This is a genomic window from Anabaena sp. FACHB-595 (assembly GCF_048568275.1).
Classification (GTDB): domain Bacteria; phylum Cyanobacteriota; class Cyanobacteriia; order Cyanobacteriales; family Nostocaceae; genus Trichormus.
Genome location: NZ_CP183473.1, coordinates 881,428 through 901,824, shown reverse-complemented (window position 1 = coordinate 901,824; position 20,397 = coordinate 881,428). Strand labels below are relative to the sequence as shown.

The 20,397-nt window shown below is 42.4% G+C and carries 18 protein-coding genes; 8 read left to right on the top strand and 10 right to left on the bottom strand.

The features are described 5' to 3' along the window. The first annotated feature begins 125 nt into the window (after positions 1 to 125). Positions 126 to 623: a hypothetical protein gene (locus tag ACN222_RS03855; RefSeq protein WP_010994951.1), complete on the top strand. Its 498-nt coding sequence runs from the start codon at positions 126 to 128 to the stop codon at positions 621 to 623. Positions 624 to 925: 302 nt separating this feature from the next. Here ACN222_RS03855 and ACN222_RS03850 read toward each other — a convergent pair whose 3' ends face one another. Continuing rightward, positions 926 to 2,116 carry a glycosyltransferase gene (locus ACN222_RS03850; protein ID WP_010994950.1) on the bottom strand — a complete coding sequence of 397 codons (1,191 nt, stop codon included), beginning with the start codon at positions 2,114 to 2,116 and terminating at the stop codon, positions 926 to 928. A gap of 115 nt (positions 2,117 to 2,231) precedes the next feature. Between ACN222_RS03850 and shc the strand changes: the two genes are divergently transcribed. Then, positions 2,232 to 4,145 carry a squalene--hopene cyclase gene (gene shc, locus ACN222_RS03845; protein ID WP_010994949.1) on the top strand — a complete coding sequence of 638 codons (1,914 nt, stop codon included), beginning with the start codon at positions 2,232 to 2,234 and terminating at the stop codon, positions 4,143 to 4,145. A gap of 8 nt (positions 4,146 to 4,153) precedes the next feature. On the opposite strand, the gene ACN222_RS03840 is transcribed toward shc, so the two are convergent. Together ACN222_RS03840 and ACN222_RS03835 are read right to left on the bottom strand one after the other, a co-directional pair. Further along, entirely contained in the window at positions 4,154 to 4,540 is a 387-nt protein-coding gene (locus ACN222_RS03840) for a response regulator transcription factor (protein ID WP_010994948.1), read from the bottom strand. Between the two features lie 321 nt (positions 4,541 to 4,861). Further along, on the bottom strand, positions 4,862 to 5,149 hold the full coding sequence (locus tag ACN222_RS03835; RefSeq protein ID WP_010994947.1) for a Mo-dependent nitrogenase C-terminal domain-containing protein: 288 nt from the start codon (positions 5,147 to 5,149) through the stop codon (positions 4,862 to 4,864). A gap of 397 nt (positions 5,150 to 5,546) precedes the next feature. Between ACN222_RS03835 and ACN222_RS03830 the strand changes: the two genes are divergently transcribed. The 6 genes from ACN222_RS03830 (at position 5,547) to ACN222_RS03805 (ending at position 13,491) form a co-directional block, all read left to right on the top strand. Next, complete coding sequence (locus ACN222_RS03830) at positions 5,547 to 6,161, top strand: class I SAM-dependent methyltransferase (RefSeq protein WP_044520721.1); 615 nt, start codon at positions 5,547 to 5,549, stop codon at positions 6,159 to 6,161. 878 nt (positions 6,162 to 7,039) lie between these two features. Then, the gene (gene hppD, locus ACN222_RS03825; protein WP_010994945.1) at positions 7,040 to 8,074 is read left to right on the top strand and encodes a 4-hydroxyphenylpyruvate dioxygenase; all 1,035 of its coding nucleotides are present in this window, start codon (positions 7,040 to 7,042) and stop codon (positions 8,072 to 8,074) included. Between the two features lie 257 nt (positions 8,075 to 8,331). Beyond that, positions 8,332 to 8,808 carry a hydrogenase maturation protease gene (locus ACN222_RS03820; protein ID WP_010994944.1) on the top strand — a complete coding sequence of 159 codons (477 nt, stop codon included), beginning with the start codon at positions 8,332 to 8,334 and terminating at the stop codon, positions 8,806 to 8,808. A 286-nt stretch (positions 8,809 to 9,094) separates the two neighbouring features. Further along, positions 9,095 to 11,845 (top strand): bifunctional acetate--CoA ligase family protein/GNAT family N-acetyltransferase, encoded by a 2,751-nt coding sequence (locus tag ACN222_RS03815; RefSeq protein WP_010994943.1) that lies wholly within the window; start codon positions 9,095 to 9,097, stop codon positions 11,843 to 11,845. A gap of 78 nt (positions 11,846 to 11,923) precedes the next feature. Continuing rightward, entirely contained in the window at positions 11,924 to 12,934 is a 1,011-nt protein-coding gene (locus tag ACN222_RS03810; RefSeq protein WP_419756888.1) for a GNAT family N-acetyltransferase, read from the top strand. Then, positions 12,934 to 13,491, top strand: coding sequence for a RidA family protein (locus ACN222_RS03805; RefSeq protein WP_010994941.1), 558 nt, complete (start codon positions 12,934 to 12,936; stop codon positions 13,489 to 13,491). The genes ACN222_RS03810 and ACN222_RS03805 overlap by 1 nt, the downstream gene beginning before the upstream one ends. 79 nt (positions 13,492 to 13,570) lie before the next feature. Here the strand turns inward: ACN222_RS03805 and ACN222_RS03800 are convergent, their stop codons facing one another. The 7 genes from ACN222_RS03800 to ACN222_RS03770 form a co-directional block, all read right to left on the bottom strand. Beyond that, a complete protein-coding gene (locus ACN222_RS03800; protein WP_010994940.1) occupies positions 13,571 to 15,022 on the bottom strand; it encodes a Ni/Fe hydrogenase subunit alpha in 1,452 nt (483 codons plus the stop codon). Positions 15,023 to 15,247: 225 nt separating this feature from the next. Continuing rightward, a complete protein-coding gene (locus ACN222_RS03795) occupies positions 15,248 to 15,862 on the bottom strand; it encodes a CP12 domain-containing protein (RefSeq protein ID WP_010994939.1) in 615 nt (204 codons plus the stop codon). Positions 15,863 to 15,940: 78 nt separating this feature from the next. Then, positions 15,941 to 16,486 carry an oxidoreductase gene (locus tag ACN222_RS03790; protein ID WP_010994938.1) on the bottom strand — a complete coding sequence of 182 codons (546 nt, stop codon included), beginning with the start codon at positions 16,484 to 16,486 and terminating at the stop codon, positions 15,941 to 15,943. A 96-nt stretch (positions 16,487 to 16,582) separates the two neighbouring features. Next, on the bottom strand, positions 16,583 to 17,173 hold the full coding sequence (locus ACN222_RS03785; protein WP_010994937.1) for a DUF3122 domain-containing protein: 591 nt from the start codon (positions 17,171 to 17,173) through the stop codon (positions 16,583 to 16,585). Between the two features lie 114 nt (positions 17,174 to 17,287). Beyond that, a complete protein-coding gene (hoxU, locus tag ACN222_RS03780) occupies positions 17,288 to 18,004 on the bottom strand; it encodes a bidirectional hydrogenase complex protein HoxU (protein WP_010994936.1) in 717 nt (238 codons plus the stop codon). Between the two features lie 170 nt (positions 18,005 to 18,174). Next, positions 18,175 to 18,642 (bottom strand): hypothetical protein, encoded by a 468-nt coding sequence (locus tag ACN222_RS03775; protein ID WP_044520719.1) that lies wholly within the window; start codon positions 18,640 to 18,642, stop codon positions 18,175 to 18,177. Positions 18,643 to 18,782: 140 nt separating this feature from the next. Further along, a complete protein-coding gene (locus ACN222_RS03770; RefSeq protein ID WP_010994934.1) occupies positions 18,783 to 20,114 on the bottom strand; it encodes an AAA-like domain-containing protein in 1,332 nt (443 codons plus the stop codon). Between the last annotated feature and the right edge of the window lie 283 nt (positions 20,115 to 20,397).

Genomic DNA, 20,397 nt, shown 5'->3' with positions numbered 1-20,397 from the left:
CGCAATAGCCTTCGGCAAGGCTAACTGTGATTTTACCTCCAGCATGACCAACTTTTGAACCATAACGTGACCAAGAGTTAACGTAATTTCATGCTGTTAAGCCAATCAACAAACGCTATAAATTCATGCTGCAATCATTGAAAAAATGGCTCTCTATTTTCCTGAAAACAGGGGCGATTGTTACAGGTGGATTAGCGGCAATTGTGGGGGTTGGGACACTTTTCAACCTAGTATCCTACAAAAGTAAGCTACCTGGCCCGATCATATTACCATTACCTAGTGCTGAGGGTATTGGTCGAGAATATCTACAGGCGGTTATTCAGAAGAATGGCAATTATATTGATGACAATCAGGAGTGTGTCTATAGTTTGCTAATCGAACATATTACTCAGTATGGTGGTACAGAGGTGCGAAATCCCTCTATTCGTGTCCAGTGGGATTCAGGTAATGGTGATCATCAATTTGAAGTGACTGCGATTAAATTTGAATATCTTGACTCAACAACAAAAACTTGGCAAATGGGCGAAATTAGACTCTTAACGGCTACAAATTTAGAACGGAGTAATTCCTTGACTGATGCTTTGCCATTTCGGCGGATTCACTGTGTAGGAGCAGGTATTTGAGCATTTTTGACTACCTCACTTGACATTGCAATCACAATTCAAAATCAATGATTAGCGATCGCCCTGTGTGCAATTTTTTGAGCTAGATTACTTGCTGTAGCTAAATTTCAGGTTTTTTAAACTCGAATCATAGGTTTGAAGCATATCTTGGTTCTTGGCAACTTTTGGGTAAAACCACACTAACGCCAACGCAATTCGCAATAATCTACGCGTTGCAAATCAACAAAACCCTTATGCTGTATTCATTTTGAATTTTGTAGCTTTAGCTTCCCGTAGGGTATTTTGAATTCCGCCTTGCGATACTAGCCTGGGTATACTCTACCTTTCCACGCACCACCGCGCCCTTGCCAATGACGGAATGCAGAGTCAATGGTCATGAGGGTATAGAGAAAGGCGATCGCTGGTAAACTAAAGGCTAATAAGGGAGAACGTTTATAAAAGCGAATCGTGGGTAAATAAGCCAAGGACATCAGCAACCATACGCCTAAACCTGTCAGCGTAATTCTCCAATCTCCCATCAATACACCGATAATAGTAGCTACAGGTGGGAGCAAATAAATCAACGTCATCCCTACAACAGTTCCCAAAAGTAACCAGGGGGAATAATTTAACTGAGTGTATGCAGTCCGCGCTACCATAGCCCAAATTGTTTGCAAAGATTCATATGGTCGTAGACTGCGAGTTGATGAACTTAGGCCTAGCCAGATTTTTCTGGCAATAGCATTGTTTAATTTGTCTCCTAGCCTACCAGACTTGACGACTTGTGCGAGGGTGCAGTCATCAATTAAGGCCTGGCGAATGACTTGAATACCACCAATTTGTTCTAGGACTTCTCGACGAATTAAAATAGACCCACCAGCAGCAGCCGCCATTTTGTTTTTGGGGTTATTTACCCAGCGAAAGGGGTAGAGTTTTTGAAAGAAAAAGACGAAGGCGGGAATTAATAATTTTTCCCAAAAGCTTTCACACCTGAGTTTTACCATTACAGATGCCAGGTCTAAATCTTCTTGTAGGGCTTTGGCGACTAATCGCCGCAGGTTGCTGACATCATGTTCAATGTCTGCATCGGTGAGAAAAAAATAATCTGGTGCAAGGGTTTTGGCTTTTTGAATACCTTGTTCAACTGCCCAGAGTTTACCAGACCAAGCGGGGGGTAAGGATTCGCCAGAAACAATGTGTAATTGTTGGGCTTTGTCTACAGCGTGGGCTACCCCTTCAGCAAAAGCGGCTGTACCATCTGTACTTTGGTCATCAACTAAAAAGATGTGTAAGTCTCCAGGATAATCTTGAAGAAGGAGCGATCGCAAGCTAATCGGTATGAACTCAGCTTCGTTACGTGCAGGGATAACCGCACAAATTTTCGGTAAAGATTGTAACGGAATCTCTTCACCTTCTAATCTCTGGTCTAATCGCCAAAACTGTCCCCAAAAAAATAGTAATCCCAACCAAATGACCAAAGATAACAATATTAACCCTAAAAAGAACGCACCCATCTGTTTGTTACCGCTTCAATACTATGGGGACTAATTATTTTTGAATTTTGAATTGATTAGCCTCAAACACAATACAATATTTGCTGAGTGTGGTAAAAATTTTTTGTAGTATTTGATGCGAACACAAGACAGGGTACAAGTCAATTCTATTGCAGAGGCGATCGCAGCTAGTCAAAAATATCTGCTATCACTACAAAATCCGGCTGGTTACTGGTGGGCGGAGTTGGAATCGAACGTCACCATCACGGCTGAAGTTGTCTTACTCCACAAAATTTGGGGAACAGATAAAACTCGACCTCTACATAAAGTAGAAGCTTATCTGCGATCGCAACAAAAGCAGCATGGCGGTTGGGAATTATTTTATGGGGATGGGGGCGAACTCAGTACATCGGTTGAGGCGTACATGGCGCTGAAGTTGCTTGGTGTACCTGCAACCGACCCCGCCATGATTCAGGCGCGAGATTTTATTCTCCAGCGTGGTGGTATCAGCAAAACCCGCATTTTTACCAAGTTTCACCTCGCACTCATCGGCTGCTACAACTGGCGTGGTCTTCCTTCTCTCCCAGCTTGGGTGATGCTGTTACCCAATCAGTTCCCTGTGAATATTTACGAAATGTCCAGTTGGGCGCGTTCCAGCACTGTCCCACTGTTGATTGTCTTTGACCAAAAACCTGTCTACCAAGTCAACCCAACTATTACCCTGGATGAGTTATACGCGGAAGGTGTGGAGAATGTCCGCTATGAATTACCCCGCAGTGGTGACTGGACTGATTTATTCCTCACTTTAGATGAAGGCTTCAAGCTGGCAGAAAGTTTCAATTTTATTCCCTTTCGAGAAGAAGGTATCAAAGCCGCCGAGAAGTGGATTATAGAACGCCAAGAAGCCACAGGCGACTGGGGGGGAATCATTCCCGCTATGTTAAATTCCATGCTGGCTTTGCGCTCTTTGGGTTATGACACCAACGACCCAATTGTAGAACGAGGTTTACAAGCCCTTGATAACTTTGCCATCGAAACAGTAGATTGTTATCGAGTCCAGCCTTGTGTGTCACCTGTGTGGGATACAGCTTGGGTTATCCGGGCGTTGATTGACTCTGGTATAGCACCAGACCATCCGGCTATAGTCAAGGCGGGAGAATGGCTATTACAAAAGCAAATTCTTGACTATGGTGACTGGAATGTCAAAAATCGCCAAGGTAAGCCAGGGGCTTGGGCGTTTGAGTTTGAGAATCGCTTTTACCCAGATGTGGATGATACGGCTGTTGTCGTTATGGCACTCCACGCCGCTAAACTCCCTAATGAACAATTAAAGCAGAAGGCGTGCGATCGCGCCCTGCAATGGGTAGCATCAATGCAATGCAAACCCGGCGGCTGGGCAGCTTTTGATCTTGATAATGACCAGGATTGGCTCAATTCCGTACCCTATGGCGACTTAAAGGCCATGATTGACCCCAACACAGCAGATGTTACCGCCAGGGTAATCGAAATGTTGGGTGCTTGTAATTTATCTATCGATTCCCACAATCTGGAACGGGCGCTGACCTATCTGTTAAATGAACAGGAAGCAGAAGGCTGTTGGTTTGGGCGTTGGGGTGTAAATTACATTTATGGAACTAGCGGTGTTCTCTCCGCCTTAGCTTTAATCAATCCGCAAAAATATCAACGCCATATTCAACAGGGTGCTACTTGGTTAGTTGGTTGTCAAAACCCCGATGGCGGTTGGGGTGAAACTTGCTTTAGCTACAACGACCCCAGCCTGAAAGGTCAAGGTGACAGTACACCATCCCAAACAGCCTGGGCGTTAATTGGGTTGATAGCAGCTGGTGAAGCCACTGGTAATTTTGCTCATGATGCTATTGAACGGGGAATTAATCATCTGGTATCCACACAACAACCAGACGGTAGTTGGTTTGAGGCATACTTTACCGGAACAGGCTTCCCTTGTCACTTTTACTTGAAGTATCACTACTATCAACAGTACTTTCCTTTAATTGCCCTTGGACGTTATCAAGCAATTAAGTCTCTTTAACTTCCTCCCTACTTATCGGCTGCATCTGCTTGTTGCGTTTTTCGTAAATGAGTGCAGACTTTAGCTAATAATTCCTCAATATTAAAGGGTTTGACTACATAATCGGCAGTACTAGCATCTAAACCAGCAATGCGAGAGGTGACTTCATCTTTAGCCGTTAACAATATTATCGGTATATTTTTGGCACTATTCCCCAAGCGGTGGCAAATTTCCCACGCCGATAAACCAGGAATTTTCCCATCTAAAATTATCAAATCTAGCTGCAATTGCCGGGCTGCAATCATTGCAGTTAATCCATCGTAGGCGACACTAACCTGATACCCTTGATAGTTTAGTTCCAATTCCAGAAATCGTGCTAGTTTGACTTCATCTTCAACCAGTAAGATGTGCGTCATGATCGAGCAAAAGTAAAAAGGTAAGGTAACAATTGTAAGATACCGATACTGTAGGCATTTAGGCGATGGTCTTCGACCGACCGTAGGTCGTCGCATATAGTCTTGTTATGGCTAATATGCTGTAACAGCCAATAATGACACCAATAATATGGGCATCTAATTAGTTCTAGGCTAGCTTATTATACTTTTGCTTAAGTAACAACCGTAAGTTTGCACAGTAATAAATACTGTTAGCGGTAGTAGGGCGTTGAGCAGTGTCTTGTGTGAGAAGTACAACATCTTATCTCTAGCCTCTCATCTCTCAATCTTAGCTTCTTTTGCCTAGCAATAAACTGTGATATCTTCTCCACATTCATCAGCTAGGTAACACAAGGCTTTGAAACGTAAGCCCACAACTTCCTCATATAAAGGATTTAACTTACACATTGGCGGGATATGAAACAATATACGGCCAAATAGGTTCACGTCTCTTTCAAATGGACATTGAGCAGGGATAAGTTTGCATAACAGATGAGCTAGTTTAGAGTTATGAATTTCGATTCCTCCTAACCATTGGCGGATAGGATATAGTAAGTCTTTGTGAGAGTAAGTTTGTAAAAAGACTGTCATAATAATTCACCTCTGTTGTTGATTTTGAACCTCTATAAGTAAATACGGTTGGAGTATCTGTTTTTATGCAGCAATTATTCGTGTTTTAATTCCCAGCAGAGTTAACTTATATATCTGAGAATATTCTTAACTACACCTGCCAATACTAGGATTACGGAAGATTGATTACCATACCTTCCATAAATGTGTGGCTAAATGCTAGTCTAGGCATAGGATGAATATTTGATTGTTGAACTATAGATAGGGTGGGAATTTCTCACAAAAAATCTAATATGATTGGCGATACTTACACTACAGATACTAATAGTTTCAATCATTAAATTGGATTGCTATATTGTTAAATGCAGAGCAAAATTCTTTCAACCTAGCTTAAGCATCAATACTGCACAATAAAATGATGACTAATGATTTCCTCAAGAACAAAAAGTTTATTTTTGACCGTTGGGCTAATAGTTATGACTGGCTATTTCCCTCGATTTTTTACCAAGCCATTCACAAGCGGTTGCTGGAATTTGTCGATTTATCGCAGCCAGCCAACATACTTGATTTAGGTTGTGGAACCGGGCGCTTATTAGAACGCCTCGCTAATAAATTTCCTGAACTGCGAGGTACAGGTTTAGATTTATCTTCTAATATGTTACGCCAAGCAAGGCTCAGTAATCGTCATCATCCTCGGTTAATTTTTCTGGAAGGTAAAGCAGAGTCTCTTCCTTTCGGTGATGGTCAATTTGATGCTGTGTTCAACACCATCAGTTTCTTGCATTATCGTGAACCGGAAAAGGTGCTGCAAGAGGTGTCGCGGGTGCTTTCTCCTGGTGGACGTTTCTATTTGGTGGACTTTACCACCACAAGGGAAAAATTACCAGAAATATTGCCAATATCTTCTCAGGGAATTAGATTCTATAGCCCCCACCAACGTGAAGTTCTTGGCTCATCTACGGGGTTATTGTGTGTGAATCATCATTATTTATTAGGGCCGGTTTTGCTGACCATTTTTGCTAAACCAAGCTGATTTTCATTGATAAATGTTCACGCCGATCTATCTTATAACGCAACAACACCCAAACATCTACTAGTTGTTAGAATTTCCTCTCCTTGTTTATTCTATTCAGGGATATAATCACCATTTACAATTACATTTAAGTAACAGTAATAGATTACAGCGCCCCCATTTTAGGATATATGAGGAAATATCAACTTTCGTGTTGGGTGTTGTCGGTTTTAAACGAGACAGACCTTAAATTAAACAGCGTTTTTACCTCTTTATCTTGTTGTACACACTAGCTGTTACATCTGCCAGGGAAGCTTTATCTGTAGCTTCAATTACTAGATTAGCACCCACTATAAAAGTTGGGAATTACTTGCAAATAAACTTTACCTTTTCCCACTGTTCATTTTATGCTCTAGCTTGCTATTTATCTAGATAAAATTGATGGAAATATCTAGCAAGATAGTCATTGTTAATTGAGCGATCGCTTCATTAATTCTTAAGTAATATTGCTCGTTTAAGAAATGACGCTTTTAAATTACCTAGTCACTTGTATAGTTTGTTAACTATCAAAGGTCAACACGCAAAGATGTGCAAGTTATATGATTGACAGCGATCAAATACTCATCCTAATATCAGCGATCGCATTTCTTCCCATCAGGCTCATCCCTTTTGTTTCGTCTCTACACCCTCTTTCCACCCGTAATTGAGTATTATGTAATGTGTAAAGAAATGTAAATAAAATAATGCAGAATATAGTTGTCGGTGGGGTTACTGGTTTTTCTGGAATTAAAGTAGCTCTTATGCGTTTATATAATTCTTGCTTAGGCGGGAAGCGAAAATCTGGCTAAAAAGACAAAATTTACAGTTAGATAAGCTGTGGTGCTGGATTTTCAAGATTTATGAAAATTGATCATGTTCATTTCTATGTCGAAGATGCCAAGGTGTGGCGAGATTGGTTCCTCAACTATCTGGGTTTTACCGGAGTAAGTAGTAATATCGGTTCTCTACATACTTGTACGGAGGTGGTGCAAAGTGGAGATGTCTGCTTTTTGCTGTCTTCTCCATTATTATCTACTAGTCCTGTGGCTGAATTTCTGCGTCAACATCCGCCTGGAGTGTCAGATGTGGCGTTTGCGGTAGAAGATGTAGAGGTAGCGATCGCTCATGCCCAGGCTCATGGTGCTACAATCCTACAACCTATAGGAGAACGTCAAATTGGTAATATCTCTCGCCAGTGTGGCAAAATAGCCGCTTGGGGTGGCTTAACTCATACGTTAATTGAAAAATTAAATTCCGATAACCAGATAACTTCATCACCTAATTTTATTACCGCCATAGACCATATAGTCTTAAATGTCGCCGTAGGTGAGTTAGAAGCGGCTGTGGCTTGGTATGAAAAAATTCTCGATTTGCAACCCCGACAGGCTTTTAAGATTCAAACCGATCGCTCTGCCTTGCATAGCCAAGTTATGGTTTCTCGTGATGGTAGTGTACAATTGCCAATTAACGAGCCAGCATCCAGCAATTCGCAAATACAAGAATTTCTCAACTTTAATCGAGGAGCAGGCATTCAGCATATCGCCTTGCAAACACAAAATATTGTAGATGCGATCGCCCAATTTCGTAACCGTGGTTTACCACTGCTTTCAGTTCCCCAAACTTATTACACACAACTCAAACAGCGTCTAGAGATTCCTCTATCATCAGCAGAATTAGAGGCGATCGCTCAACAAGAAATTTTGGTAGACTGGCGAAAGGATAATCAAAATGGGGTACTATTGCAAATTTTCACCCAACCCATATTTGCAGAACCAACTTTTTTCTTAGAATTTATTGAACGTCGTTCCCAAGCCCAAGGTTTTGGGGAAGGTAACTTTCGCGCCTTATTTGAAGCTATCGAAAGCGAACAAATGAAGCGGGGAACGTTGCAGTAATAATGCTTGATGGTTGACGGTTGACAGTTAACTGTTAACAGTTAACAGTTAACAGCCCTCATTAGTAGTTATGTAATTTAGACACGTATTAGCTTAAAGTCTTTTCCCTATGTGCTTTCGGCTAGATTTCCCAGAAATCTTTGTTTCCTCACGACTTCCTCAAATTTTTCTCTTACGTTAAAAGCGGGACGATAGAAAAAACCTCCCAAAAGCGTCAACTGATGATATAGCTGAAATTTGCACAAGAGCCAAAAATCATGAAGAAGACCGTAATGGTGATTGGATATGGTAATGATTTGCGGAGTGATGACGGTATAGGACAACGGATAGCGAATGAAGTAGCGTCTTGGCGTTTACCATCTGTTGAATCTCTTGCAGTCCATCAACTTACACCTGATTTAGCGGACTCACTAGCGAGTGTTGACTTGGCTATTTTTATTGATGCTTGTTTACCAGTACATGGTTTTGATGTCAAAGTGCAGCCACTCTTCGCTGCTGGCGATATTGATAGTAATGTACATACAGGTGATCCACGATCGCTTTTAGCCTTAACCAAAGCCATCTACGGTAATTGTCCAACAGCTTGGTGGGTAACGATTCCAGGCGCTAACTTTGAAATAGGCGATCGCTTTTCACGCACTGCGGAAACCGGGAAGGCGATCGCTTTAGTTAAAATTATTCAAATACTTGACAAAGTAAATAATTTATGGTTTGAAGTTGGAGCAGTAGCGTAATACCAATTCAAAATTCAAAATTCAAAATTCAAAATTAAGAATAAAAATTTAAATTTTATCTAAATTTATCAGTTGGGAAATATTGTTAAACTTGAGAAAAGAAGCAAAAGATAGGTAAAAACATCAAGCAAACGTAATTCTTAATTGAGAATGCCCTACAAGATAGTTGCGTCCTCATAATTCGTAACTACCAACTTAATTACGAATTACGTAGCTTGCCTTGCTACGCAACGCTACCGCGAACCGCGTAGCGGTATTACGAACTACGAATTACGAATTACGAATTATGCAAAAATCTCTCAAGCCAAGCAGTGACCGTACCTCTGATATATTGCAGGCAGAGAAATCAAATCCCCTGGATGCCATCTTTGCTCCCCAAAGTGTCGCCATTATTGGTGCGAGTGAAAAGGTGGGTAGTGTAGGACGCACCATCCTATGGAACTTGATTAGTAACCCCTTTGGTGGGACTGTTTTCCCCGTCAATCCTAAACGTCATAGTGTTTTGGGAATTAAAGCCTACCCTTCAATTGCGGCGATTCCCGAAACCGTAGATTTGGCAATTATCGCTACCCCAGCCTCCACAGTACCGGGGATTATTTCTGAGTGTGTAGATGCGGGTGTACAAGGGGTAATTATTATTTCTGCCGGCTTTAAAGAAGCTGGTGCTGAAGGTATAGCTTTAGAAAGGCAGATTCTAGAAGAGGCGCGACGGGGTAACATTCGCATCATAGGCCCCAACTGCTTGGGTGTGATGAGTCCCCGCACTGGACTAAATGCAACCTTCGCCAGTTCAATGGCGCGTTCTGGAAACGTGGGTTTTCTTAGTCAAAGTGGCGCACTGTGTACCGCTATTCTTGATTGGAGTGTGCGGGAAAATGTGGGTTTTAGTGCCTTTGTTTCTATCGGTTCTATGCTAGATGTGGGTTGGGGCGACCTGATTTATTATCTGGGTGATGACCCCCAGACTAAAAGTATAGTCATATATATGGAATCAATTGGTGATGCGCGATCGTTTATTTCTGCGGCGCGAGAAGTAGCACTCACCAAACCGATAATTGTGATTAAAGCCGGACGTACAGAAGCAGCCGCCAAAGCCGCCGCATCTCATACAGGTGCATTGGCGGGGAGTGATGCTGTCTTAGATGCAGCTTTCCGGCGTTGTGGGGTGTTGCGGGTAAATAGTATTTCTGATTTGTTCGATATGGCGGAAGTATTAGCAAAACAACCCCGTCCCAAAGGCCCACGACTGACGATTTTGACCAATGCCGGCGGGCCTGGAGTCCTGGCTACAGATGCTTTAATTGAGACTGGCGGCGAAATTGCCCCCATTTCCCCAGAAACAATCACCTCCCTTGACCAAATCTTACCTACACACTGGAGTCACGCCAACCCAATAGATATTCTTGGTGATGCTGACCCCCAACGTTACACCCAAGCTTTAGAAATTGCAGCCAAAGACACCAATAGTGATGGTTTATTGGTGATTCTCACTCCCCAAGCCATGACAGACCCCACCCAAACGGCGGAACAGTTGAAACCCTACGCCCAAATTGCTGGTAAACCCATCCTGGCGAGTTGGATGGGGGGTGCAGATGTGGCTACTGGGGAAGTGATTCTCAATCGTCAACGTATCCCTACTTATGCTTATCCAGATACGGCGGCGCGGGTGTTTAGTTATATGTGGCAATCCAGCTACAACCTGCGCGGTATCTACGAAACGCCTGTATTACCCGTAGAGACTACATCTGGTTTACCAGACCGCAATTTAGTAGAGAAGATTATCTCTACAGCTCGTCAGGCAAAACGCACAATTTTAACTGAATATGAGTCCAAGCAAATTTTAGCAGCCTATGGCATCCCGATTGTGGCTACTTGTGTCGCTAAAACTGAGGATGAGGCTATTAAATGTGCTGAGAGTATTGGTTATCCAGTTGTTGTCAAACTCTATTCCCACACAATTACCCATAAAACTGATGTGGGTGGTGTCCAGTTAAACCTCCCAGATGCAGACGCAGTACGCCGCGCTTATCGGATGATTGCTGAATCGGTGGAACAGAAAGCGGGTAGTGAGCATTTCTTGGGTGTGACTATCCAGCCAATGGTAAAAACGGATGGCTACGAATTGATTATTGGTAGTAGCCTTGACCCGCAATTTGGGCCAGTGTTGTTGTTTGGTGCTGGCGGACAATTAGTCGAAGTGTTTCAAGATGGAGCGATCGCACTTCCTCCCCTTAATAGTACATTGGCACGGCGCATGATGGAACACACCAAGATTTACAAAGCCCTCAAAGGTGTGCGGGGACGGCAAAGTGTCGATATGGAAGGACTTGAACAACTACTAGTAGCGTTTAGTCAGTTGGTAGTCGAACAGCATTGGATTAAAGAAATTGATATTAATCCCTTGCTGGCTTCACCTATGGGTGAAAATTCTTCACTGATTGCGCTAGATGCGCGGGTGGTACTACATGAACCAAACGTGACAGAAGACCAACTACCAAAATTAGCAATTCGACCATACCCCACCCAATATGTAGACGAGTGGACAATGAAAAACGGGACTCCTGTAACAATCCGTCCCATTCGTCCCGAAGATGAGCCATTATTAGTACAATTCCACAAGACACTTTCCGAAGAAAGCGTTTATTTCCGTTACTTCCACCTGATGAAACTGAGTCATCGCATCACCCACGAACGACTGACCCGCATCTGCTTTATTGACTATGACCGAGAAATGGCTTTGGTAATAGAATCTCAAGGGGAAATTTTGGCAGTTGGTAGGTTAAGCAAACTGCATGGTACAAAGACAGCCGAGTTTGCTATGTTAGTAAGCGATCGCTATCAATCTCAAGGCTTAGGTGGAGAATTGTTGCAGCGCTTGGTGCAAATTGGACGCGATGAGCAAATCGAACGCATCACGGCTGACATCCTCGCTGATAATTATGGGATGCAGCGAGTTTGTGAAAAGTTGGGTTTTAAACTAGAACGCACCGCCGAAGCAAGTGTTATGAAAGCGGAATTGGTAATTGGGATTTTGTGAACAATTGTTGATTATTGGTAGCAGATTATATGTAGTATTTGTAGTATAAAACTGCTGTAGCTAGTTGATACTACAAATATGTTTCAATATCGATTTAAACGCTCATTCTCAAGTGATCCTAACTTAAGCGACACCATAGGCGATCGCCTTTTTGACTTGATGGAAGCCACATTCCCTGGACTTAATGATTTAGCGGAATGTGGCAGAAAATTAGGTGCGCCCTGGGAAAAGGCTTCAACTCCGTTCATTCGCTTTCATGATGATGTAGCTATTACCCATGTAGGTGTATTAGAAATTCCGATGGTAATTTTGGGACAAAGGGTAACAGTTGGTGGAATCCACGGAGTCGCTACCCGTGAGGAATTTCGGAGACGAGGCTATTATCGGGAGGTGATGGAGGAAGCACTGGAATATTGCGACCAAATTTATGAAACTTTAGTATTAACAACACCAGAACCAGAATATTATTTACCTTTTGGTTTTCGGGTTGTAGAAGAATATATTTTTCATGTGCAGTGTAGTTCCAAAGGTAATGTAGATGGCTGGAGAATCCTTGATTTTTCAGACAACCAAGATTTAACATTACTCCATAGACTTTTGGAAACACGCGCACCAGTTTCTCATGTAGTTGGGGTAGTGAATGAAAAGCCCGTGTTTTTTGTTAACGAAGGCAGTAGAAACTTATATTATGCAGAAGATTTAGACTTAATTGCCTGTATAGAAATAGAAAGTGAAAAATTACATATTTTTGATTTAGTATCACCCAAGATATGCTCATTAAAAGATATATTGCCTAGAATACCTCAATTAATTACAGAAGTAATCATTTACTTTCATCCAGAACTACTTGATGTCGAGAATGTGCAAGTATTACCGCATAAATTAGAGGACACCGTGTTAATGGTGCGTGGGAAATTCGCGGCTGAAGGTGAGAAATTTATGCTACCCCCGTTCTGCAAGGTGTTAGGAAGAGGCGATTGCGTAAGTGTCCTGAAACCAATATATTTGTTAGTGCTTTTTTACTCCAACCAGAAAGATAATATAACTAGGTATGAGAAAAACAAACAACTCATATTTAAGGAGTTTTAATGACTGAACGTTTTACCAGTGCAGTAAATTCACTAAGAGCAAAGCTATCACGACGAAATACGCTTTTGTGGCTTGGAGGTAGTGGACTAGGTACTGGTTTTCTTCTCGGAACACAAAAGGGAGTAATAGCTACATCCCAACAGAAAAAAGAGGTGCAATTGGTGAACCCACCAACTTTATATGATGCAACCCGAAATGGTTATAGTCATATAGCTGTGACACCAGCAAGGACGAGAACTGTCTATATTTCTGGTCAATTTGGTTCCGATTTGTACGGAAGGCTTGTCTCCACGGAGTTTGAACCACAGTTAGTCAGGGCTTTTCAAAACCTCCGCTTTGCTTTAGACGCAGTTGGTGCAAAACCCAGTGATGTGGTAAAAACCACTGTACTTATAGTTGATCACACTGAAGATAAATTGATTCCCTTAGGGAGAGAAATTCAAAATTTATGGCCGTTTCGACCACCAGCCAACACCCTAATTCCTGTTCCTAGACTTGCACTTAATGGGATGTTGTTTGAAATTGATGCTTATGCGGTGATTCCAGAAAATCGTTAATTAATATACAAGGGTGTAGGGGTGTGAGGGTTTTGAAAACTTAACTTCTACATTCCCATACCCCTATACCCTTAATTTTTTACTCTCGCCAAACTTGATTAACAATATTTCCATCTGCTGCGACTAATTGAATGTGCAATGGCATTTGTCCGGCTGCATGGGTGGAACAACTTAAACAGGGGTCAAAAGCCCGGATTCCTGCTTCTACACGATTGAGCATTCCTTCAAGAATTTCTGTACCTTGAATGAAATGTCGAGCAATTTGGGCTACCGTGCGATTCATTGCTAGATTGTTTTGACCAGTAGCGATAATTAAATTCACTTTTTGCAGTAAGCCATTTTCATCGACTTGATAATGATGAAATAATGTACCCCTTGGTGCTTCACTCACACCAACACCTTCTAATTGGTTAACACCGGCTTCGGAACGCAATCGAGTTGACAGAATATCTGGGTCGTTAAGTAAGATTTCAATGTGTTCTATACAAGCCAAAATTTCGATTAAACGCGCATAGTGGTAGAAAAACGATGATTTGGCTGTACCTGAAGTCAGTTCGCGGAATTCTCGCAATTCACGGTCTGCTAAAGTTGTCCCAATATGACTGCAAATATTGAGACGCGCTAGTGGCCCTACTCGATACATTCCGCTATCTATGCGACATTGGTCATGTTGGTCAGGATAACCCAAAGGTCGATAATAAGGCGATTTTAAATAAGAGTCTGGTTGGACGGCTTCGCCAATAAATTCTTGATAACGTGTGGGGTCTAGTTTATCAGCAATAATATTACCTGCACTATCCACAAAACGAATATATCCGTCGTAAGTTTCCCACAAGCCATCAGGTGTTACTAAACCCATAAACAAGCTGGGGAAGTTACCAAAAGTCTGCGCCTCCTTTTCATAATCTTTGAGCAGTTTCTTGAATCTATCCAAAGCATCCAAGGCAATAGTCCGGGCTTCAGGGATGCGTTCTTGTATGTGAGTGCGTCCTTCAGCAGAAAGGGGTTCTCGCACACCGCCAGGAACAGCCCAAGCCGGGTGAATCTTTGCTCCTCCCAACACTTCAATTATTTCTTGCCCAAATTGGCGCAGACGAATACCACCACGGGCGAGTTCTGGTTGAGCTGCAATTAATCCGAAAATATTGCGCTTTTGGGGGTCACTATCCATTCCCAGCAAAAAATCTGGGGCGCTGAGGTGAAAGAAACTGAGTGCATGGGATTGGAGGATTTGTCCCAAATTCATCAGCCGGCGGAGTTTAGTGGCTGTTGGGGGTATGGTAACAGATAAAATGCGATCGCCTGCTTTTGCAGAAGCCAACAAGTGACTCACCGGACAAATACCACAAATCCGCGCTGTAATCCCCGGCATTTCCCACAAAGGACGACCTTCGCAAAACTTTTCAAACCCACGAAATTCTGTGACATGAAAGCGCGCATCGTTTACCTGTCCAGTATCGTCCAAGTAGATACTAATCTTGGCGTGACCTTCAATGCGGGTAACGGGGTCGATGACGATTCGTTTAGACATAGGGCGCAGGGGGTGCAAGGGAAGCAGGGGAGGCAAAGAAGAATAACTAACGCCGTGTGCAACTTTCTCTCAAACCTAACCCCCAACCCCTTCCCTGCGAGGGAAGGGGAGCAAGATTCAAAGCCTCTCTCCGCTTCGGGGAGAGGTTTGGAGAGGGGTTTCAAAAATAAGTTGCACATCGCGTTAACTAATGACCAACGACAACTGACAACTGACCAATGACTTCTACAATTCATAAAGCCGAGCTTCTAACGCCTCTGGGTACTCGTCGCAGTAATCTTCAAAAGCGGTTTTGCTAACTTTTTCGGCTCGTTGGTGTGCTATTTCTGCCTGCATTTCTTCCACTGCATCCCAGGCGGCGGCGCATTCTTCGGAGTTAATCCCTGTTTGAGTACACACAGCACGAGCTTTTTTAATTTCGTCTTGTAATTGTTGTTCTAATAGAATGGTGTAGGGCTGTTCCAGAAAGTCACTCTGAGCCAAAATATCAGTCAGAGAGATAATACCTCGCAAATCGCCTTGAATCACAGGCGCTCTGTGGAGACCGTAATCAGCAAATAATCGAGCTACGTACTCTAAACCAAGGTCGGGATTGATAGCGATACAAGGCTTGCTCATGACTTCGTAAACTCGTATTTTATTAGGGTCTTTACCATAGGCAATGACTTTATAAACAATATCGCTCTCACTAATAATGCCGTAAGCATCTTGTTCGTGGCGACGGTCTACAATTAGCGCCCGCCAATCTCTAGCGCGCATTAATTTCACGGCTTCAGCTACAGTTGCGGAACTACGAATAGTAGCCACATCTTTTGTCATAACGTCTGATGCTTTTAACATAATTACCCTGTTAACCCCTTTGGGGAATTCAAAATAGCCTACGGCAAGGCTGCGCCAACAAAATTCAAAATCAATATATTAGCCAAATTTGATAAATTCCCGCCCTGCTAAATGTGGTGTTTCGCCTTGTAACAGTGGTTCTAAAGCTGCTCTAATCCGGGTTGCAGAGGGTGGACAACCTGGTAAATAAATATCTACGGGGACTATGGAGTGTACAGGTGTGACTCTATCCAATAAAGACGGTACGATTCCTGGCTCGTGAGGAATTTGAGGGTTGATATCGGCTGCTTGGATGTAACAACGTTGTAAGACTGATTCAGCACTACCCAAGGGATTACGTAAGGCGGTGACGTTACCAGTTACTGCACAGTCACCAAAGGAAATCAATATTTGAGAACGTTCCCTGACAATCTTGATTGTAGTCAGATGTTCTTCATTGGCGATCGCTCCTTCCACCAATACCACATCTACACCCTCTGGATATTCTTTAATATCTGCAAAGGGACTAAAGACTATATCTGCCTGTGCAGCTAAATCAATCAGCCATTCGTCCAAATCAAGAAAGGACATATGACAGCCAGAACATCCACCTAACCATACTGTTGCTAACTTCAGGCGAGACATAATAATTCAAAATTCAAAATTCAAAATTCAAAAAAGGTCATTAGTCCATAGTCCATAGTCATTCTTCTTTACTTCCCCTGCCTCCCCACTCAGCACTCATGACTCCCCATTGATGACTTTCTGCCAATCTTGGACTACCCGTTGGGGGACTGAAATATTGATGGTATCGCCGGGTAAAGGGATACTTAAAACTAACGGTTCTATGGATAGTTGGGGCAATATATCTTTAAAGTCATACTGACCGATAGTTGGTGCTGGTGCTTCATCTAGGAACACATCGGCAGCAGTCAAAACTTTGCCTGTGGCAGTGGTAATCTTTAAGGGTTGGGGATGAGGTAACTCGGCAGAACCGGGAAAGCCTACGAGCCGCAGATTTACAGTTTGGGCTTGACCAGGATAAACTTGCTTGAATAGTACAACCTGCCAAACGTGTCCTAATTGATCATCTAATTTTGTGAGTGAGCGATAAAGAATTTCTTTTGATGCTGCTTCTGACTGATTGACAGCAGCAATTACTGTTTGCGAGGTTAGGCTTCCTAAACCCAGGAATATATATAGTGTCATTATCCCCAACAATAGCAGCCACCAAAACAGAGCTTTTAAAGAAGTGGGAGATAAGCACATCGACAATGGGAATCGAGTCTTCTTGTAGCTTCTGGTTGTTGCTTGTCTGGTAGTTTTGCTCATCAGTTTCACCTCCTGGTTTTCTTAGGGACGAGGGAAGAGAAGGGACTTTAAGTAACGTCTCCCCTCCGCTCCCCGCCCCCTGCTCCCTTGCCTCTTCTCCTTCCCCATCTCTCTCTAAAGGTTCCATTGCTGTTTTTCCCGTGCTGTGACTAAAAAATCGAGTTTGGCGCGATCGCGTTTCATTTCTCCAACGCTGGAACCCTGGTAGAATATAGCTCCTGTGGGGCAAGCATTGACGCATTTACCGCAGGAAGTACAAGTGTCAGAGGTTCCCCAAGGTTGGCTGAGGTCGGTAATTACGTGAGAGTTTGTTCCCCTACCTGCCATATCCCAAGTGTGTGCGCCTTCGATTTCATCACAAACACGGATGCAGCGAGTACAAAGTACACAACGGTTATGGTCAACACCAAAGCGATCGTGAGAAATATCAACTTTGCGATTTGGGAAATGGTATTCTAGACGCACATGATCCATGCCCATTTCAATGGCTAGGTCTTGCAGTTCGCAATTATTATTAGCCACGCAAACAGAACAAATGTGATTGCCCTCAGCAAAAAGCATTTCGACAATTGTACGACGGTATTTTTGTAGGCGATCGCTATTTGTGCGAACTTCCATCCCTTCGGCAACTTTCGTGACACAAGCCGGTAACAATTTGTTACTACCAGTAATTTCCACCAAACACAGCCGACAAGCACCCACATCACCAACCCCTTCTAAATGGCACAGTGTCGGAATATGAATCCCCGCCTCTTGCGCCGCCTGTAGTAAGGTTTCCTCCTCTTGAGCGCTAATGAGTTGGTCGTTAATTGTTAAAGTTTTGACTGACATTGCTCTTAGCCCTGGTTGAGAATTAGCCTTTGGTTGGTGTCATAATTCATCACTCACACCTTGAGTTATAGGTGAAGAGTTTGAGGAACTTGTGAAGGTTGATCAAATTTTTAGTGATACCTTCAGTGGGGGTAGCGATCGCCAAACTTTTCCGTCTACTGAATTTTGGCTTATTGACCAAATACACCCACGCCGTAGTAACAAGTATTAGCATTACAATTAGCCATATCAACTTGGATTTGATATCTACCGCTTCGAGAGGGATTGAAGCTAATCATGGGAATGTCATCATCTTGTAAATCTGAAGCAATCAAGTTTCCTCGGTGATCATAGAGAGAAATGTCTAAATCTTGACAATCGCTGTCACAAACTCCCACAATCCCATAGGAAATACCTGCACGCAGATTTACGTTTATATAGTGGGAGCGACCTTCACGGAGGGTATCAATGGTAGGTTCGTGAGTTAAAGTGTAACCATTTAAACCAGATGCAAATGCTGCTCTGAATAACTGGTTTTTGACTTGATCAATATATGGGCCATCGTTTGCACGAACTACGGTTGATGTGAGGGAGAGAACAGCGAAGACTGCGCTTGCTGTGAGGTTTTTGATTTGTTTGTTGCTGAATGCTTGTAACATGAAATTGTCTGTTGAACTCGACAATTTCATAGAACAATGGAATGATAGGTGTTTCGCTCTGAAACTGGTCTAAATTTCTTTTGAATATAAATAGAATATTTTCACCTTCAGTTCATGCTGAATTCATAACAAACAGGGAATTAAAAATTTTGAAAATATTGTCGATATAATTCACAACTGGGTATCACACCATCATTTGTGATTTTGACTAATCCCATTGCTTGTAATTTGAATTTGATTTCGGCGCTTAACTGTACAGGATGATTTGCTTTTGCAACTTCTCGCATTGCTGCTAATAGTTCTGGTTGTTGTTCGAGGGCGGACATGAGACGATATAACTGTTTTGAGTAAATCCCTGAGTCGGTGGCTGCTGTTTGGAGAAACTTATCTAAACTGACATCTTGACGGGCGATATGATATAAAGCAAGACGAACTAAAAACGGGTGTCCACCTATCATTGAGGTGAGTTGAGTAACTTCTTTTTCACCCCAATTTAATTGATGTTTTTCGGCTAATTCGGTTATCTGTTGTGAATTAAATTCTGGTAAATCGACAGGAAAACCCGCATTAAATGGAGAACGATTGATATCTAAAGGGACATAAATTTCGGTGGAATGGGCGAGGACTAAGCGAAATTTTTGCCAAATATTCTCTCGTCTAGCTTCTTCGTGGAGATATCGCAGTAAGCCAAAAAAATCACCGTAAATATCGGGGTATGCAAACAATCTATCAACTTCATCTAAGCCGAGGGTTAATGGTTGACCTATTTCTGGTAAGATGTATTCTTCAAAATAGGTTTCGCAGCGCATATTGCAACTAATATCATCTTCCCAATATTCATCTAAGCGATTTTCTAATTTTAATTTCCGGCTAACGGTTGCACAAAACCAACGCAGAAATTTATCTAAGTTGATAAAACATTGATTGTCTGCTTCCTTTAAACTGATATAAACAGTGCGATCGCCTTTTGTTTGTGCTTGGTGCAGAATCCGAATTAGTAATGAAGTTTTTCCAGTTTGTTCGGCGGATTTGATGCGAATTAATGCGCCATGTTTGCTAATTTCTCGGTAACAATCCTGTTCTGTGGGGGGACGTTCAATATAAAAAGGGGAATCTAATGCAACTGGCCCTTCTGGATATTTGATGGACATATCAGGGGAGAGGATTGGTGATGATGTCGCGGAAGATTGGAGAACTGGAAGGGTAATTGAGTTATCTGCTCTATCTGCGATGTCTTCCCAGTTTAAATCTAAGCTTTGACAAATTTGCTGGAAAGTTCCCAGAGCGACATTTTTACCATTGAGAAAACTACTTAATGTTGATGGAGCGATTTGAATTGCATAGGCAAAAGTTTCCTGATTCTTCTTACCCATTTTCATCATAGCTGTCTTCATGGCAGCTTTAACTTTGTTGATATAGTCCTGACGCACCCTAAAACCTAATACCCTAATGGGTTCTGGATTCACAGTCATAACGACATAGATAATAACTATACAAACAGATTAGAGGATTTCTCGCTATAGATAAACCCCTAAAAATCAGACTCACAAAACTCAAATCAAACTCAAATCAAATTCAAATCAAATTCAAATCAAATTCAAAGTTTTTACAATCCCACTTCGGCTAAACTTATATAACAATACAGTTCAGTTAAGAAAATAGTAGGTTGGGTGTAGCGATAGCGTAACCCAACAAAGTCTTGATAATGTTGGGTTCCGTTCCTTCACCCAACCTACATTAGTCTAAGTTGTTAGC